Origin of the sequence: Amycolatopsis sp. MJM2582, from assembly GCF_000754115.1 — a bacterium.
Classification (GTDB): Bacteria; Actinomycetota; Actinomycetes; order Mycobacteriales; family Pseudonocardiaceae; genus Amycolatopsis; species Amycolatopsis japonica.
This window is the reverse complement of sequence record NZ_JPLW01000001.1, coordinates 1,551,041-1,567,704: the sequence shown is the minus strand read 5'-3', so window position 1 is coordinate 1,567,704 and position 16,664 is coordinate 1,551,041. Positions and strand designations below refer to the sequence as shown.

The following is a 16,664-nucleotide window of genomic DNA, read 5'->3' as shown; positions in this document are numbered from 1 at the left end:
CCCCACCCCTTGGACACTGCGCACGGTGACCGTTCGTCCTGCCTGAGGCTACCAACGCGGATGTATCGGCTGCCTAAGCTTTGCCGGAAATACCGGGTTAGACGCACCAGGGACCGGAACGGTTCCGTCCGGAATTCACGAGACCGGGGTGGCGATCTCTCCCTTGGCGGCGAGCAGGGCGATGTCGGTGCGGTGGTGGGAGCCGGCCAGGTGGACCTTCTCGACCGTCGCGTAGGCGTCCTTGCGGGCGGCCTTCAGGTTCTTGCCGGTGCCGACGACCGACAGCACGCGGCCGCCGGAGGAGACCACGGCGCCGTCGTCGCGGCGGCGGGTGCCGGCGTGGAGCACGCCTTCGAGCTCACCACCGGTGATGACGTCGCCGGTCCTCGGCTTGCCGGGGTAACCGTCGGCAGCGAGCACGACGGTTACCGCCGCACCGGAATCCCACTCCAGCGGCGGCAGTTCGGCGAGCTTGCCGGTCGCCGTCGCGTGCAGGACCTTGCCAAGCGGGCTGCGGAGCAGCGCCAGGACGACCTGGGTCTCCGGGTCGCCGAAGCGGCAGTTGAACTCGATGACCTGCGGGCCTTCGGAAGTCAGCGCGAGACCGGCGTAGAGCAGGCCGGAGAAGGTGGCGCCACGGTTGTCGAGTTCGTCGACCACGGGCTGGACGATCCGGGCGACGACGTCGTCGACCAGGTCCTTCGGCGCCCACGGCAACGGCGCGTACGCCCCCATGCCGCCGGTGTTCGGGCCCGCGTCGCCGTCGCCGACGCGTTTGAAGTCCTGCGCGGGCAGCAGCGGGACGACCGTGCGGCCGTCGACGAAGCAGAAGAGTGATGCCTCCGGACCGTCGAGGAACGACTCCAGGAGCACCGGGTGGCCGCCGTCGAGCAGCATCAGGGCGTGCTTGCGCGCGACGTCGACGTCCGTGGTGACCACGACGCCCTTGCCCGCGGCGAGACCGTCGTCCTTGACCACCCAGGTGGGGCCGAACCGGCCGAGCGCGGCGTCGAGACGGGCCGGGTTGTCGACGACCTCGCAGTGCGCCGTCGGCACCTTCGCGGCCGCCATGACGTCCTTCGCGAAGGCCTTCGAGCCCTCGATCCTGGCCGCGGACGCGGACGGGCCGAAGCAGGCGATGCCCGCCTTCCGGACCGCGTCGGCGACACCCGCCACCAGCGGGACCTCGGGGCCGACCACCACCAGGTCCGCCTGCCACTGCTTCGCGAGGGCGGAGACCGATTCGGGGTCGGCCGCGTCGACGCCGAGCTGCTCGGCCACCGAAGAGGTGCCGGCGTTGCCCGGGGCACAGGCCAGTGCGGTGACGGAAGGGTCTTCCGCGACCGCGAGGACGAGTGCATGCTCACGGGCGCCGGACCCGATTACCAGTACGCGCACGACGCACAGGGTAACCGGGCCGGTGAGCTACAGAGACGTCGCCGTCCTCGAGCGGGTGGTTCCATCCGGCGTTCACCCGGCGGTCAGGCCTCCGCCGGTCCGTCTTCGCCGTCCGGACGCCTCCTGCGTCAAGGGTGGCGCGGTACCCCGAGTTCAACCGAAAGAGGTCATCCACCATGCGAAAGCGCCTGGGCGTGCTCGCCCTGTCCGGACTCGCCGTACTCAGTGTCACCGGATTGGCCGGCGCCGCCGAGCCGGGTGCCCGAGATGTGTCGGCGTCGGCCAAGGGCCACGATGGGCCGGTGATCGTCGGACACCGCGGCGCCCCCGGCTACCGCCCGGAGCACACGCTCGCCTCGTATGAGCTCGCCTACCGCCAGGGCGTCGACTGGGTCGACGTCGACCTGGTGCCCACCAAGGACGGCCAGCTCGTCGCCCGGCACGAGAACGAGATCGGCGGGACCACCGACGTCGCGAAGCACCCCGAGTTCGCGGGCCGGAAGACGACGAAGGTCATCGACGGCACGTCGTTCACCGGCTGGTTCACCGAGGACTTCACGCTCGCCGAGCTGAAGACCCTGCGCGCGACCGAGCGGATCCCGCAGCTGCGGCCGAACAACAAGATCTACGACGGCCGCTACCAGATCGCCACCTACCAGGAAGTGCTCGACCTGACGCGCCGCCTGGGCCGCGAACTGCGCCGTGAGCTGGGGACGTACCCGGAGATCAAGCACTCGACCTACTTCTCGTCGATCAAGAACCCGACCGAGCCGAAGCTGGTCGAGCTGCTCAAGCGCAACGGGCTCAACCACCCGAAGGCGCCGGTGATCATCCAGTCGTTCGAGGTGTCGAACCTGATCGAGCTTTCGCGCCAGGTGCGGGTGCCGTTGCTGCAGCTGACCTCGGCTTCCGGCGCTCCGGCCGACTTCGTCGCGAAGGGCGACCCGCGGACGTACGCCGACCTCGTGACGCCGGCGGGCCTGAAGGAGATCTCGAAGTACGCGGACTACCTGGGCCCGGAGAAGGCGCAGGTCATCCCGGTGGTGAACGGCGCGCTGGGGCAGCCGACCAAGCTCGTCGCCGACGCGCACAAGGCCGGGCTGAAGGTCGGGCCGTACACGTTCCGCAACGAGAACAACTTCCTCCCGCAGAGCCTGCGTTCGTCGGCGAACCTCGCCGAGTACGGCAACGCGTTCGCCGAGCAGGAGGCTTTCCTCAAGGCGGGTGTCGACGGGTACTTCGCCGACCACCCGGACACGGCGCTGGAGGCTGTGAAGGCGTTCCAGGGGCGCTGAGCTCTCTCGCGGTGGTGACGGGCGGGCCGGTCGTTGAGGGGATTCCAGGCGCAAGGCAAGGCCTGCGGAACGGTCGCCGCCGACTGTGTGGATTTTGGGGCGTTGGGTGACCAGAAATCCACACAGTGCCCGCGTGACCGCCCGGCACGACGGTCAGACCGCCGAAGACGTGGGGGTGTGTGGAAACGGGGACGTTGAACGTCTCTATTTCCACACACCCCTCACACGCGGTAACGCTTGCGCCCCCACTGGTTACATCCAGTGGCCCTACAGCTGTGCAAGTGTCATGAAAGGGTCGTTCAGGACGTTCTTCGTCCTGAACGACCCTTTCCTGACATCTGGGGAAGGGTTTCTTGACGGGACCTTGACATGCGCAGGTCGGCGGGCCTAATTTCGGCGGATCTCAATGGTCTGTCCGCATACCTTTTAAGTGGGTGCCCGATGGATGTCTCTGACAAGCAGGCCGCAGAACCCGCCGACGAAGACAGTGCCCGGCTCCACCAACTCGGCTACGCGCAGGAACTCCGGCGCACGATGTCGACCTTCTCCAACTTCGCCGTCTCCTTCACGATCATCTCGATCCTCTCCGGCTGCCTGACCCTCTACGGGTTCGGCATGAAGACCGGCGGGCCCGCCGCGATGATCTGGGGCTGGCCGCTGGTCGGCCTGTTCGTCATCCTGGTCGGGCTGGGCATGGCCGAGGTCTGCTCCAGCTATCCGACCGCGGGCGGCCTCTACTACTGGGCCGCGAAGCTCGCCCCGCGCAACGGCGCGGCGTGGTCGTGGTTCACCGGCTGGTTCAACCTCATCGGGCAGATCGCCGTCACCGCGGGGATCGATTTCGGCGCGGCACTGTTCCTCAACGCCTTCCTCGACCTGCAGTTCGGCTTCGAGGCGACACCGGGCAACACGATTTTGCTGCTCGCGATCATCCTGGTGATCCACGGCCTGCTGAACACCTTCGGCGTCAAGATCGTGGCGCTGCTGAACAGCATCAGCGTGTGGTGGCATCTGGTGGGTGTGCTGGTCATCGTCGGGGTGCTGATCGTCGTGCCCGCCAAGCACCAGAACGCGTCCTTCGTCTTCGGCGAGTTCGTGAACAAGACCGGCTGGGCGTCCCCGGTCTACGTCTTCTTACTGGGGCTCCTTGTCGCGCAGTACACACTCACTGGTTACGACGCCTCGGCGCATATGACCGAGGAGACCAAGAACGCGGCGAAGGCCGGGCCGCGCGGCATCATCAACTCGATCCTCGTCTCCCTGGTCGCCGGATGGATCCTGCTGATCGGCCTCACCTTCGCCATCCAGGACTACGACGGCGCCGTGGAATCCGAGACCGGGGTGCCGCCCGCGCAGATCTTCATCGACGCGACCGGCGCGACGACCGGCAAGTTCCTCCTGCTGATCTGTATCGGGGCCCAGTTGTTCTGCGGGATGGCGTCGGTGACCGCGAACTCGCGGATGATCTACGCCTTCGCCCGCGACGGCGCGATCCCGGGATCGAAGTTCTGGCACCGCATCAACAAGCGCACCCAGACACCGACCAACGCGGTGTGGCTGGCCGCGGGCGGCGCGCTCCTGCTCGCCCTGCCGTACCTGTGGAGCGCGACCGCCTACGCGGCGGTGACCTCGATCGCCGTCGTCGGGCTTTACGTGGCCTACGTGATCCCGGTGTTCCTGCGGGTGCGCAAGGGTGACGACTTCGAACCAGGACCGTGGAACCTCGGCCGCTGGGGCAAGCTCGTCGGGACCATCGCGACCGTCTGGGTCTGCTTCATCTTCGTGCTGTTCATGCTTCCGCAGGGATCACCGGTCACCATCGACAGTTTCAACTACACGCCCATCGCCTTCCTCGTCGTACTCGGTGGTGCGGCGGTGTGGTGGTTCGTCTCGGCACGCAAGTGGTTCACGGGTCCGAAGGTGCAGGGCTCCGAGGAGGAACTCGCCGCCGTGGAAAAGGAACTCAAGGAACTGGGGTAGCGGCGACGTTCTCCCGGGAGCGGCCCGCGCGGACTCCGGTCACCGCGGCCGCTCCCAACGCCCCGACTCCGGCGAAGGCGTAGAAACCCCACGGATAAGCGATCCCGGCGCTCAGCAGCGCGCCGCCGAGGATCGGGCCGCAGATCGCGCCGACCCGGCCGACACCCGCCGCCCAGCCGATCCCGGTGGCGCGCATGACGTCCGGGTACGTCTTGCCGATGTACGCGTACACGAGCACCTGCGCGCTGAACACGAAACCGCCGGTGAGGAACACGGCCACGTACAGGCCGACGGCGGGCAGCTTCACGCTCAGCAAGGCGAGGAACACGGCCGCGCCGAGGAACCAGAAGATCACCGCCGGCCGGACCCCGACCTTGTCCGCCACCCGGCCGGCGACGAGCAGGCCGACGACCCCGCCGAGGTTCAGCGTGAGCAGCAACCCGAGCGCCGCACCCAGCGGGTACCCGGCCTGGCGCATGATCTCCGGCAGCCAGGTGTTGAGCCCGTAGACCAGCAGCAGCCCCATGAACGACGTCACCCAGAACGCGATGGTGGCGCGCAGGAGCCCGCCGCGGAACAGCCCGCCGACGACCTCGGTCGCCGACTTCTCCTGCGTTTCCCGCGCCCGCTCGAAGGTCTCGGACTCCGGCAGGTACTTGATCATCAGTGGGACCAGGACGAGCGCGGGCAGCGCGCCCGCGACGAACATCGCCCGCCAGCCGAGCGGCTGGATCAGCCAGATGCCGAGCAGGGCGGTGAGTACCGCGCCGACGTGATAGCCGGTCATCACCGTGGTGGTCGCGCTGCCACCCTTCCCCTTGCGGGCGTACTCGGTGACCAGCGCGATCGCCGTCGGCAGACAGCCACCGAGGCCCAGCCCCGCCAGGAAGCGCAGCAGGCCGAAGACGAACGCCGACGGCGAGATCGCGCAGAGCGCGGTGAACGCCGAGAACGCGGTGACCGCGATGATCAGCGCCTTCCGGCGGCCGATGACGTCGGTGATCGTGCCGATCGCCAGCGCGCCGATCGTCATGCCGATCAGGCCGACCGTCGAGATCACCGACGCCGTGCCCGGCGTCAGGCCCCAGACGTGGTCACGGAGCAGCGCGGGCAGCACCGTACCCAGGACGACCAGGTCGAATCCGTCGAGCAGTACCGCCGTCCAGGCGAGTGGGACCACCCACGAACGGGCCGCGGCAGGGGACATGGGGACCTCCAGCTGTGTTCGCTATGCGCACGAGTATGCACAATCCGAACGCTGTGAGCAAGGCCACTGAGCCCCTGGATGTCATGAAAGGGCCGTTCAGGACGATGAATGTCCTGAACGGCCCTTTCATGACACGAGCGTCAGCGCTTCACGAGCTCCCCGAGAACCCGCCAGGTGCGAAGCCGCTCTTCGGTGTTCCGGATGCCGCTCTGTGTCGCGACGACCTCGGTCGCCCCGGCGTCGAAGTACCGCTGGATCTCGGCGGCGACGGTCTCCTCGTCCCCCGCGATCACCAGCTCACCGGCGGAATCCACGCCCTGGGCGTCGAAGACCGCGCGGTAGGACGGGATGTCACGGAAGAACGCGTATTGCCGGTCGACGGTGGCCCGCACGGCGTCGGGATCGTCGGTCACGACGACCGGGGCCATCGCGATGATCCGCGGCGCCGGACGGCCGGCGGCGGCCTTGGTGATCTCGGGGACGATCAGCCCGGAAAGCGCCTTGGGCCCGGCGAGAAACGGGATCGTGCCGTCGGCGAGCTCGCCGGTGACGCGCAGCGCCTGCCGTCCCATCGCGGCGACGATCACCGGGAGGTCCGAAGACCCCGCGACGGACAGCGAAGCCGCGAAACCCTTGGCGTGTGCCCGGACCGTCTCGCCGTGGAAGTCGACTTCGCCGCCGCCGAGCACCTGACGGAGGATCGTCAGGTACTCGCGAAGGTGTTTGATCGGCGACGGGTACTCGATGCCGTACGCCGGTTCGAGCCAGTTTTTCGCGCCGGTTCCCAGGCCGAGCACGAAGCGGCCCCCGGTGGCGGCCTGCGCCGTCTGCGCGAGACCGGTGATCAGCAAGGGATGCCGCGGGTAGATCGGGACGACGCTCGTCCCGACGGTGATCCCCGGGACCGCGCGGCCCGCGAGGGCGGCGACGGTGATCGCGTCGTGCTCCATCTGCTGCGAGAACCAGACCGACGTCAGGCCCGCGTCGGCGGCCTGCCGGGTCTGGGTGACGAGTTCGTCGACGATGTTGACGGCGTCCGCGGTGTCCCCGGACGGGAGTGCCACTCCGATGGTCATGTTCGAGGCCAACGACGGCGCCTCGAGGATATTTCGCCGTTCACCAGTTGGGATCATGCGCGCGGATCGCGGTGGTGGCCCACCCTGGGCGGCGTCCGACACCTCGATCCTGGAGAGACCCGATGTCGCTGACCGATGTCATCGAAGGAACCAAGACCGCCGTCGACGCCGACCCGCGCAACGCCGCCGTCTCGTTCAGCGTCGCCAACGCGCTGACCCCCGGGACCGCGACCCGGGTGGACGTGCGGGTGCGCGACCACTCGTTCGCCGTCGACGAGCCCGCCGCACTCGGCGGCACCGACACCGCGGCGAACCCGGTCGAGTACGCGCTCGCCGCGCTGGGCTCGTGCCAGGTGATCACGTACCAGTTCTGGGCGGCGAAGCTCGGTGTGCCGCTCGAAGGCGTACAGGTGACCGTGGACGGCGACATCGACCTTCACGGGTTCTTCGGGTTCTCGGAGACGCGGCCGGGCTTCGGGGACGTGCGCGTTTCGGTCGAGCTGAGCGGGCCCGCCGGGGCGGAGGTCTACGAGGACTTGAAGCGGCAGGTGGACGAGCACTGCCCGGTGCTGGACCTGTTCCGGAACCCGACGCCGGTGAAGACCTCGCTCGCTTAAGACGCTAGGAAAGGTCCTTTCATTGCAAATTTTGCAATGAAAGGACCTTTCCTAGCACGCGAAGGGGGTCAGACGAACTCGTGCCGCACGATGGTCTGCTCCCGCCCCGGACCGACGCCGATCGCCGAGATCCGCGCGCCCGAGAGCTCTTCGAGCCGCTCGACGTACGCCCGCGCGTTCGCCGGCAGCTCTTCGAAAGTGCGGCAGCCCGAGATGTCCTCGAACCAGCCCGGCAGCTCTTCGTAGATCGGCAGCGCGTGGTGCACGTCGGTCTGCGTCATCGGCATGTCGTACGTGCGGACCCCGTCGACCTCGTAGCCGACGCACACCGGCACCTTCTCCAGGCCGGACAGCACGTCCAGCTTGGTGAGGAAGTAGTCGGTGATGCCGTTGACGCGCACCGCGTAGCGCGCGATGACCGCGTCGAACCAGCCGGTGCGCCGTGAGCGGCCGGTGGTGACGCCGAACTCGCCGCCCTGCTTGCGCAGGTACTCGCCGGACTCGTCGTCCAGCTCGGTCGGGAACGGGCCGGAGCCGACGCGGGTGGTGTAGGCCTTGAGGATGCCCAGCACGGTCTCGATCTTGCCGGGGCCGATACCCGAACCCGCGCTCGCGCCGCCGGAGGTCGGGTTCGACGACGTCACGAACGGGTAGGTGCCGTGGTCGACGTCGAGCAGGGTGCCCTGCGAGCCTTCGAGCAGCACGGTCTCGCCGCGTTCGAGGGCCTGGTTGAGCTGCAGGCGCGTGTCGGCGATGCGGTGCGCGAACTTCTCGCCGGCGGCCAGCACCTCGTCGGCGACCTGGTTCGCGTCCAGCGCCTTGCGGTTGTAGACCTTGACCAGCACCTGGTTCTTGAACTCCAGTGCCGACTCGACCTTCTGCCGGAAGATCTTCTCGTCGAGCAGGTCCTGCACGCGGACGCCGACGCGGGCGATCTTGTCCTGGTAGCAGGGGCCGATGCCGCGGCCGGTGGTGCCGATCTTGCGGCTGCCGAGGTAACGCTCGGTGACCTTATCGATCGCCACGTGGTACGGCATGATCAAGTGCGCGTCGGCGGAGATCAGCAGCTTGCTGGTGTCGACGTCGCGTTCTTCCAGCCCGGCGAGTTCGTCGAGCAGCACGCCCGGGTCGATGACGACGCCGTTGCCGATGACGTTGGTGACGCCCGGCGTGAGGATTCCGGACGGGATGAGGTGGAGGGCGAAGTTCTGCCCGTCGGGAAGGACTACGGTGTGGCCCGCGTTGTTACCGCCTTGGTAACGCACGATCCACTGGACGCGGTCGCCGAGCAGGTCGGTGGCCTTGCCCTTGCCCTCGTCCCCCCATTGGGCCCCGATCAGCACGATGGCCGGCATGTGACACTCCAGGTGTTCGGCGACTTGTGGTTTGGCGCTGGTAAATGCCGGTGCATGAGCGTAACGGAGGGCCTTCGGGTGCGCGGAATAGTGGTGGTCTGTCCGGCGGGCGAGCCCACACTCCCGGAGATCGACGACGTCGAAATGGTGCACGTCCCGAGCCGCCCCGGCAAGGCGGATATCGACCCCTTGCTGGGGGAACACGATCACCTCGTGGTCGCGGGCACCGATGCCGACCTGGCGGCGGTCGCACTGCGGCTGTTACGAAAAGAACAGCTCTCGGGCGTGTCGCTCGGCTTCGTGCCTTCCTCGCCGGACTCCGACGTCGCCCGCATCTGGAGCCTGCCGACGCAGCCGCTGCGCGCCCTCTCGCTCGCGTTGCGCGGCGAGGTCGACCCGGTGCCGCTGATCCGCGACGACACCGGCGGCGTGCTGGTCGGACGCGGGGTGATCGGGATGATCCGCGGGGTGGCCTACTGCGACGAGCACACCGTCCTTCGGGGGCCCGCGCGCTCGATCGAGGTCGAGCCGGACACGAGCGGCCCTGGGCTGATGGTCCGGGTGACCAAGGGGACACTGTTCAAGCGGCCTTCGACGCAGTACGCGCGGGCGTTCCAGCTCGGCTGCATCCCGACGCGGCCGAGCAGCGACGGCGTCGCCCATCCGCGGGCCATGAGCCGGTGGACCTGGTACCGGCACACCGAGGATCTCCGGCTGGTCCGCGGGCTGGACTAGGCCGTTCGGCTCAGAACCTTCAGCTGGACTTTCCGAAGATTTTTCGGAGACGGACACCCTGTCCTACCTGCTCGTGACACCCTCCGTTCACGAATAGCCAGCAGAGTGTCATCCGATGGTGTTGCGTGGGTCATATCCGTGTCGCATGGTGACCAGGTCCCCAAACCTGACACGGAGGCAGCAATATGCCAACTGCGCTTGCTGTTCGTCGCTCCTTCACCGTTCTCGCCGTCTCGGCGATCGTCTCCGCGGGCGTGGTGGGTGTCGCCGAAGCGACACCCCCGGGCATCCCGTCGGCGGACACCGCCAAGTCCCAGCTCGCCTCGCTGACCGTCAAGCCGGACGGTTCGTCGACCGGGTACAGCCGCGACAAGTTCCCGCACTGGTCCGACCAGGGCAACAGCTGCAACACGCGCGAGGTCGTGCTGAAGCGGGACGGCACGAACGTTCAGCAGGACAGCAGTTGCGCCGCCGTCTCCGGCAGCTGGTTCAGCCCGTACGACGGGGCGACCTGGACCGCGGCGTCCGATGTGGACATCGACCACGTGGTCCCGCTGGCCGCCGCGTGGCGCACCGGGGCGTCTTCGTGGACCACCGCGCAGCGGCAGGCGTTCGCGAACGACCTCAGCGCGCCGCAGCTGATCGCCGTCACGGACAACGTCAACCAGGAGAAGGGCGACAAGTCGCCGGACGCCTGGAAGCCGCCGACGGTCGGCTACTGGTGCACCTACGCGAAGATGTGGACCACGGTGAAGTACAAGTACAAGCTGAGCATCAAGTCGGCGGAGAAGACCGCGCTGACGGACATGCTCAACCGCTGCTGAACCGGTTTTCCCGTGAAGGCCCCCTTCCCTCGGCTCAGCCGAGGGAAGGGGGCCTTCACGCGCATCGCGCGCTGTCAAGCGGGATCATGGGACGTTTCGCGGGCTGGGAGCCGGGTTCAGCATGTGGGCGGGCCTCAAGGCCGTGATTAGCGTGATTCGGGTAGGCGCAAGAGAAAGCGCCCCCGTTCCCCGCTGGAGGCCACCCGGTGTCCCGTACCGCCGCCACTTCCTTGCTCGCCCTCACCGCGATCGTCGTCACTGCTTGCTCCTCCGCGGGTGGTGCGACGGGCGCCGACGCCGGGCCGCCCAAACCCGGTGGCACGCTGCGCCTCGGGATCTCGTCGAGCCCGGACTGCATCGACCCGCAACAGGTCGGCACCAACGCTTCGCTCAACGTCGGCCGTCAGCTGGTCGATTCGCTGACCGACCAGGACCCGGCCACCGGCGAGATCAAGCCGTGGCTGGCCGAAAAATGGGAGAGCAACGCGGATTCGACCGCGTTCACCTTCCATCTGCGCGACGGCGCGACCTTCTCCGACGGGAGTCCCGTCGACGCCGCCGCGGTCAAGACGAGCTTCGACGCGATCAAGGCGCTCGGCCCGAAAGCGCAGCTCGGCTCCGGCTATCTGGCCGTGTACAAGGGGACGACGGTCGTCGACCCGAAGACCGTGAAGATCGAGTTCTCCGTTCCCAGCGCACAGTTCCTGCAGGCCAGCTCGACGATGTCGCTCGGTGTCCTCGCGCCCGCCGCGTACCGGAAGACCGCCGACCAGCGTTGCCAGGGTGACGGCCTGATCGGCTCCGGGCCGTTCGTTTTCGAGAGCCTGAAGCAGAATCAAGAGATCGTCCTCGCGAAACGCAAGGGCTACAACTGGGGTTCGTCGCTGTTCAAGCACCAGGGCGAGGCATACCTCGACAAGATCGCCTACAAGATCGTTCCGGAACCCGGTGTACGCACCGGAAGTCTCGCGTCCGGCCAGCTCGACGCCATCACCGACGTCCAGCCGGTCGACGAACCGCAGTTCACCGCCAACGGTTTCACCGAGCCAACGCGCCCGAACCCCGGCATCGTGTTCAACCTGCACGCCAACGTCACCAAGGGTGTGCTCACCGACGAAAAGGTCCGCCAGGCGGTGGTCAAGGGCATCAACCGGCCCGAGGTCACGAACACCGTGCTGACCCCGAACTACAAACCCGCCACCAGCGTCCTCGGCTCGGCGACACCGTTCTACACCGACCTTTCCCCGCTGCTCACCTACGATCCGGCCGGCGCCACGGCGCTGCTGGAGAGCTCGGGCTGGCTCCCCGGCCCCGACGGGATCCGCACCAAGAACGGGCAGCGGCTGACCGCGAAGGTCGTCTTCTCCCTGGTGTTCAACCAGAACAAGAGCGTGCTCGAACTCGTGCAGCAGCAGTTGCGCAAGATCGGCTTCGACCTTCAGATCGAGCAGCGCACGACGGCCGAGAGCGTGCAGATCACGCAGAGCGGGAACTACGAGTACCTCTGGTACAACACCACCCGCGCCGATCCGGACATCCTGCGCAACCTGTTCTCCACCAAGGCCAACAACCGCAGCAAACTGCCCGCGGGCAATCCGGTCGACGCGCCGCTCGACGCGCAGTCGTCCACTGTGGACCCGGCGAAACGGAAGCCCGCGGCCGAGGAGGCGCAGCGCGCGATCATCGAGCACGGCTACTCGGCGCCGGTGTTCGAGCTGACCCAGGTGCTGGCGCACGGGCCGAACGCGCACGGCGTCGGTTTCGAGGCGTCGTCCCGGCTTCAGCTGTTCGACGCCTGGGTGTCCGGCTCGTGACGCGGTATCTGCTGCGGCGGATCCTGCAGGCGGTCTTCGTGCTGTGGGCCGCGTTCACCGTGTCCTTCGTGATCCTCTACCTCCTGCCGGGCGACGCGGTCAGCGCGAAGCTCGGCGGGGGTGAGGCCGGTCTTTCGGTGACGCCGGAACAACTCGCCGCGGCGAAGGCGGAGTACGGACTCGACGACCCCTTGCCGCTGCAGTACGGCAAGCGGCTGCTCGCGGCACTCCAGGGAGACTTCGGACGCTCGATCGCCACGGGGGACGACGCCACGAACATGGTCGTCTCCGCCCTGCCGCCGACGCTGGCGGTGACCGGCTTCGCCCTGGTGCTCGCGATCCTGTTCGGCGGCGGGATCGCGTTCGCCGGCACCCTCACGCGGCATCGGTGGCTGGGCAACCTTCTGCTCGCGTTGCCGCCGCTGGGGATCTCGCTGCCGCCGTTCTGGGTCGGGCTGCTGCTGATCCAGTTCTTCTCCTTCCAGCTCAGGCTGTTGCCCGCGCTGGGTTCGAACGGCTTCGAGTCGCTGATCCTGCCCGCGATCACCCTCGCCATCCCGACCGGCGCGATCATCGGGCAGGTGCTGGCGAAAAGCCTCCGCACGCAGCTCGCCGAGCCGTACGCCGAGATCGCGCTGGCGAAAGGGGCGAGCCGGTCGAGAGTCCACTTCGGACATCTCCTGCGCAACGCGGCGGTGCCCACGCTCACCATCGCCGGCGTGGTCGCGGGAAACCTGATCGCGGGTTCGGTGATCACCGAGACCGTGTTCTCCCGCGACGGCCTCGGCCGCGTGACGTCGTCGGCGGTCACCGCGCAGGACATCCCGGTGGTGCAGGCGGTGATCGTGCTCGCGGCGCTGGTGTTCGTGGTGATCAACCTGCTCGTCGATCTCGTCTATCCCCTGCTCGACCCGCGGATCCGACACCGGGAGACGGCCGATGCCTGACGTTCTCGTGCGCACCGGGCGCAAGCCGGGCCTGATCCTCGCGATCGCCGTGCTGGCCTTCGTCCTGCTGTCGGCGGTCGCACCCGGCCTCTTCACCGGACAGGACCCGCTCGCCGGCGTCCCCGCCGAGAAGATGCAGGGGCCGTCGCTCGGCCATCTCTTCGGTACCGACGAAACCGGGCGCGACATCTTCGCCCGTGTCGTCCACGGCGCCGCGCTTTCTTTGCAGGCGACCGTGATCGCCGTCGTGGTCGCGCTGGTCGCCGGATCCGCGCTCGGCCTGGTCGCCGGGTTCCGTGGCGGCGCCCTCGATTCGGCGATCATGCGCTGCGTCGACGTCCTGCTGGCGATCCCGTCGATTCTCCTGTCGCTGGCGCTGGTCACCGCGCTCGGCTTCGGGACGACCAATATCGCGATCGCGGTCGGGGTCGCGAACCTCGCGCAGTTCGCCCGGCTGATGCGGGCCGAAGTGCTGCGGGTCCGCAATGGCGTGTTCGTCGAGGCGGCCAGGGCGGGCGGTGTGCGCTGGACCGGCGTGCTCGGGCGGCACGTGCTGCCCAACGCGCTCGGCCCGGTGCTCGCGCTCGCGACGCTCACCTTCGGCACGGCGGTGCTGGAGGTGTCGGCGCTGAGCTTCCTCGGCTACGGCGCCACCCCGCCGACCCCGGAGTGGGGCTCGCTGGTGGCGGGCGGCCGCGGCTTCCTCGCCACCGCCTGGTGGATGACGACCTTCCCCGGACTCACCGTCGCGGCCGTCGTGCTGTCCGCGAACCGGCTGTCCAGAGCGATCGAAGGAGACGTGCGGTGAGCGAACTGCTGACCATCCGCGACCTCGCGGTTTCCTACAAATCCGTGACCGCTGTGGACGGCGTCTCGCTTTCCGTCCACAAGGGACAGATCGTCGCGGTGGTCGGCGAGTCCGGCTCCGGCAAGAGCACGACGGCGCACGCGGCGATCGGCCTGCTGCCGCGCGGCGGGCGGATCGACCGCGGCGAGATCACCTTCGACGGCCGTGACCTCACGAAACTCTCCGACCGCGCTTGGCGTTCGGTGCGGGGCCGCGAGATCGCGCTGGTCCCGCAGGATCCGACCGTGTCGCTCAATCCCGTGCACCGGATCGGTGATCAGGTCGCGGAAGTGCTGCTGATCCACGGTCTCGCCGACAAACGCGGCGCCGGTACGGAGGCGGTGAAGCTGCTGCGCAAGGCCGGGATCGCCGATCCGGAAACGCGGGCGCGGCAGTATCCGCACGAGCTGTCCGGCGGGCTCCGGCAGCGCGCGCTGATCGCGGCCGCACTCGCCGGACGGCCGAAATTGATCATCGCCGACGAGCCGACCAGCGCGCTCGACGTCACCGTGCAGCGGCAGATCCTCGACCACCTCGAAGAACTCGCCGCCGAAGCGGGCACCGCCGTCCTGCTGATCACCCACGACCTCGGTGTCGCGTCGGATCGCGCGTCACGGATCGTCGTGCTGTCACAGGGAAGTGTCGTCGAGGAAGGCACGACCGGCGAGATCCTCGCCGCGCCCTCGGAGAAGTACACGCGGGATCTGCTGGCCGCCGCGCCCAGTCTGTCCGACACCCCGCTGAGGGAGCCGAAACCGCCGTCGTCCGATGCCCTGGTGTCGGTCCGTGGCCTCGGGAAGACCTTCGGGACCGTCCGGGCGGTCGACGGCGTTTCGTTCGACATCGCCCGTGGCCGGACGCTCGCCTTGGTCGGCGAATCCGGTTCCGGCAAGTCGACCACCGCGCGGATGATCCTGCGGCTGGAGACGCCGACCGACGGGGTCGTCGAGTTCGACGGCCAGGACATCACGGCGCTGCGCGGTGAGGAGCTGCGGCGGCTGCGGCGCCGGTTCCAGCTGGTGTACCAGAACCCGTACGCGTCGCTGAATCCGAAGTTCAGCATCGAGGACGTCATCACCGAGCCGCTGCGGGCGTTCGGCGTCGGCACGAAGGCGGAACGCCGGGCGCGGGCGGCCGAGCTGGTCGACCAAGTCGCCCTGCCGACTTCGGTGTTGAGGCGCAAACCCGCCGAATTGTCCGGCGGGCAGCGGCAACGAGCGGCCATCGCGCGGGCACTCGCCCTGCGCCCGGAGCTGATCGTCGCCGACGAACCCGTGTCCGCGCTGGACGTCTCGGTGCAGGCGCAGATCCTGCGGCTGCTCGCCGACCTGCAGGACGAACTCGGCCTGACGTACCTGTTCATCTCGCACGACCTCGCCGTGGTCCGGCAGATCGCGGACACCGTCGGCGTGCTGCGCGGCGGCGAACTCGTGGAACTCGGCCCGGCGAGGGACGTCCTCGAACGGCCGAGCGCGGACTACACCCGGGAGCTGCTCGCCGCCATCCCCGGCCGCAAACCCTTGGAGACACGATGAAGTTCGGGCTCTTCTCCCTGGTCGCCAACCATCCCGACCCGGTGACCGGCGCGACGCCGACCCAGCACGAACGCCTGCGCCGGGTCGTCGACGAGGCGATCTTCGCGGAGGAACTGGGCTTCGACGCTTACGGCGTCGGCGAGCGGCACGGCGAACCGTTCCTTTCCTCGGCTCCGCCGGTGATCCTCGCGGCGGTCGCGGAACGCACGGAACGGGTCCGGTTGCTGACCACCTTGACCGTGATCAGCGTGCTCGACCCGGTGCGCGTCGCCGAGGACTACGCGACGCTCGACCAGCTTTCCGGCGGCCGGCTGGAACTCATGATCGGGAAGGGCAACGATCCGCGGCACTTCCCGCTGTTCGGCCTCGAAGAAGACCGGCAATGGGAGTACCAGGCGGAGAAGTTCGCCCTGCTGCGCCACCTGTTCCTGGAGGAGGGCGTGACGTGGGAGGGCGAGTTCCGCACGCCGCTGACCGACGTCACGACGCAACCGCGCCCGTTCCACGCCCGGCCGCGGATCTGGCACGGGAGCGCGTCGAGCACCGAATCGACCGAGCTGGCGGCGAAGTTCGGCGATCCGCTGTTCACCGCGAACGGTTTCCACCCCAAGAAGAAGTACGCCGATCTGATCGACCACTACCGGCGGCGCTGGGCGGAGTACGGCCACGATCCGGCGGACGCGCTCGTCGGTTCCGGCGCGGGCGGGCTGTACGTGGCCAAGACCTCGCAGGAGGCGCTGGACGGGTACCGGCCGTACTTCGAGGCGCTGATGAAGACGCCCGCGTATCAGCACAACAAGTCGGAGTTCACCACGCTGGAGGACAAGATCGCCGGCGGTTCCGCGCTCGTCGGCAGCCCGGAACAGGTGATCGACAAGATCGGCGACTACCACGCGTCGTTCGGGCACGAGGTGCAGGCGGTGTCGGTCGACGGCTTGGAGGCCGGGGAGGCGCGGGACGTCCTGGAGCTCTTCGCCGCCGACGTCGTCCCGATCGTGCGGAAAGAACTGCCCTCACGCGTCTGGGAAAGCTAG

Annotated in this window: 14 protein-coding genes; 10 read left to right on the top strand and 4 right to left on the bottom strand. The window is 68.4% G+C overall.

What is annotated here, in order from left to right:
- Nucleotides 1-135: 135 nt before the first annotated feature.
- Nucleotides 136-1,398: a phosphoribosylamine--glycine ligase gene (gene purD / locus ED92_RS07670; RefSeq protein WP_037334615.1), complete on the bottom strand. Its 1,263-nt coding sequence runs from the start codon at nucleotides 1,396-1,398 to the stop codon at nucleotides 136-138.
- Nucleotides 1,399-1,574: 176 nt separating this feature from the next.
- Here purD and ED92_RS07665 point away from each other — a divergent pair, with 176 nt between their 5' ends.
- Together ED92_RS07665 and ED92_RS07660 are read left to right on the top strand one after the other, a co-directional pair.
- Nucleotides 1,575-2,693 (top strand): glycerophosphodiester phosphodiesterase, encoded by a 1,119-nt coding sequence (locus tag ED92_RS07665; RefSeq protein WP_037334613.1) that lies wholly within the window; start codon nucleotides 1,575-1,577, stop codon nucleotides 2,691-2,693.
- Nucleotides 2,694-3,134: 441 nt separating this feature from the next.
- Nucleotides 3,135-4,673: an amino acid permease gene (locus ED92_RS07660; protein WP_037334611.1), complete on the top strand. Its 1,539-nt coding sequence runs from the start codon at nucleotides 3,135-3,137 to the stop codon at nucleotides 4,671-4,673.
- On the opposite strand, the gene ED92_RS07655 is transcribed toward ED92_RS07660, so the two are convergent.
- Both ED92_RS07655 and ED92_RS07650 read right to left on the bottom strand, forming a co-directional pair.
- Nucleotides 4,657-5,880, bottom strand: a complete 1,224-nt coding sequence (locus ED92_RS07655; protein WP_037334609.1) for an aromatic acid/H+ symport family MFS transporter — start codon at nucleotides 5,878-5,880, stop codon at nucleotides 4,657-4,659. The genes ED92_RS07660 and ED92_RS07655 overlap by 17 nt on opposite strands.
- Before the next feature lie 140 nt (nucleotides 5,881-6,020).
- Nucleotides 6,021-6,956, bottom strand: a complete 936-nt coding sequence (locus ED92_RS07650) for an LLM class F420-dependent oxidoreductase (RefSeq protein ID WP_037334607.1) — start codon at nucleotides 6,954-6,956, stop codon at nucleotides 6,021-6,023.
- 122 nt (nucleotides 6,957-7,078) lie between these two features.
- On the opposite strand from ED92_RS07650, the gene ED92_RS07645 reads away from it, so the two are divergent.
- A complete protein-coding gene (locus ED92_RS07645; RefSeq protein WP_037334605.1) occupies nucleotides 7,079-7,573 on the top strand; it encodes an OsmC family protein in 495 nt (164 codons plus the stop codon).
- A gap of 68 nt (nucleotides 7,574-7,641) precedes the next feature.
- Here the strand turns inward: ED92_RS07645 and ED92_RS07640 are convergent, their stop codons facing one another.
- A complete protein-coding gene (locus tag ED92_RS07640) occupies nucleotides 7,642-8,928 on the bottom strand; it encodes an adenylosuccinate synthase (protein ID WP_037334603.1) in 1,287 nt (428 codons plus the stop codon).
- Nucleotides 8,929-8,982: 54 nt separating this feature from the next.
- On the opposite strand from ED92_RS07640, the gene ED92_RS07635 reads away from it, so the two are divergent.
- The 7 genes from ED92_RS07635 (at nucleotide 8,983) to ED92_RS07605 (ending at nucleotide 16,664) form a co-directional block, all read left to right on the top strand.
- A complete protein-coding gene (locus ED92_RS07635) occupies nucleotides 8,983-9,663 on the top strand; it encodes a hypothetical protein (protein WP_369797380.1) in 681 nt (226 codons plus the stop codon).
- A 185-nt stretch (nucleotides 9,664-9,848) separates the two neighbouring features.
- Complete coding sequence (locus ED92_RS07630; protein ID WP_037334601.1) at nucleotides 9,849-10,487, top strand: DUF1524 domain-containing protein; 639 nt, start codon at nucleotides 9,849-9,851, stop codon at nucleotides 10,485-10,487.
- A 206-nt stretch (nucleotides 10,488-10,693) separates the two neighbouring features.
- Nucleotides 10,694-12,301, top strand: a complete 1,608-nt coding sequence (locus tag ED92_RS07625; protein WP_037334600.1) for an ABC transporter substrate-binding protein — start codon at nucleotides 10,694-10,696, stop codon at nucleotides 12,299-12,301.
- Nucleotides 12,298-13,248 carry an ABC transporter permease gene (locus ED92_RS07620; RefSeq protein WP_016338083.1) on the top strand — a complete coding sequence of 317 codons (951 nt, stop codon included), beginning with the start codon at nucleotides 12,298-12,300 and terminating at the stop codon, nucleotides 13,246-13,248. The genes ED92_RS07625 and ED92_RS07620 overlap by 4 nt, the downstream gene beginning before the upstream one ends.
- Nucleotides 13,241-14,056 carry an ABC transporter permease gene (locus ED92_RS07615; protein WP_037334599.1) on the top strand — a complete coding sequence of 272 codons (816 nt, stop codon included), beginning with the start codon at nucleotides 13,241-13,243 and terminating at the stop codon, nucleotides 14,054-14,056. The genes ED92_RS07620 and ED92_RS07615 overlap by 8 nt, the downstream gene beginning before the upstream one ends.
- Nucleotides 14,053-15,630 carry an ABC transporter ATP-binding protein gene (locus ED92_RS07610; protein WP_037334598.1) on the top strand — a complete coding sequence of 526 codons (1,578 nt, stop codon included), beginning with the start codon at nucleotides 14,053-14,055 and terminating at the stop codon, nucleotides 15,628-15,630. The genes ED92_RS07615 and ED92_RS07610 overlap by 4 nt, the downstream gene beginning before the upstream one ends.
- Nucleotides 15,627-16,664 carry an LLM class flavin-dependent oxidoreductase gene (locus ED92_RS07605; RefSeq protein WP_037334597.1) on the top strand — a complete coding sequence of 346 codons (1,038 nt, stop codon included), beginning with the start codon at nucleotides 15,627-15,629 and terminating at the stop codon, nucleotides 16,662-16,664. Before ED92_RS07610 ends, ED92_RS07605 begins: the two co-directional genes overlap by 4 nt.

Coding starts and splice junctions, on each gene's coding strand:
- ED92_RS07640 (WP_037334603.1), bottom strand. CDS start 8,928: ATGCCGGCCATCGTGCTGATCGGGGCCCAATGGGGGGACGAGGGCAAG.
- ED92_RS07615 (WP_037334599.1), top strand. CDS start 13,241: ATGCCTGACGTTCTCGTGCGCACCGGGCGCAAGCCGGGCCTGATCCTC.
- ED92_RS07660 (WP_037334611.1), top strand. CDS start 3,135: ATGGATGTCTCTGACAAGCAGGCCGCAGAACCCGCCGACGAAGACAGT.
- ED92_RS07645 (WP_037334605.1), top strand. CDS start 7,079: ATGTCGCTGACCGATGTCATCGAAGGAACCAAGACCGCCGTCGACGCC.
- ED92_RS07605 (WP_037334597.1), top strand. CDS start 15,627: ATGAAGTTCGGGCTCTTCTCCCTGGTCGCCAACCATCCCGACCCGGTG.
- ED92_RS07655 (WP_037334609.1), bottom strand. CDS start 5,880: ATGTCCCCTGCCGCGGCCCGTTCGTGGGTGGTCCCACTCGCCTGGACG.
- ED92_RS07650 (WP_037334607.1), bottom strand. CDS start 6,956: ATGACCATCGGAGTGGCACTCCCGTCCGGGGACACCGCGGACGCCGTC.
- ED92_RS07635 (WP_369797380.1), top strand. CDS start 8,983: ATGAGCGTAACGGAGGGCCTTCGGGTGCGCGGAATAGTGGTGGTCTGT.
- ED92_RS07630 (WP_037334601.1), top strand. CDS start 9,849: ATGCCAACTGCGCTTGCTGTTCGTCGCTCCTTCACCGTTCTCGCCGTC.
- ED92_RS07665 (WP_037334613.1), top strand. CDS start 1,575: ATGCGAAAGCGCCTGGGCGTGCTCGCCCTGTCCGGACTCGCCGTACTC.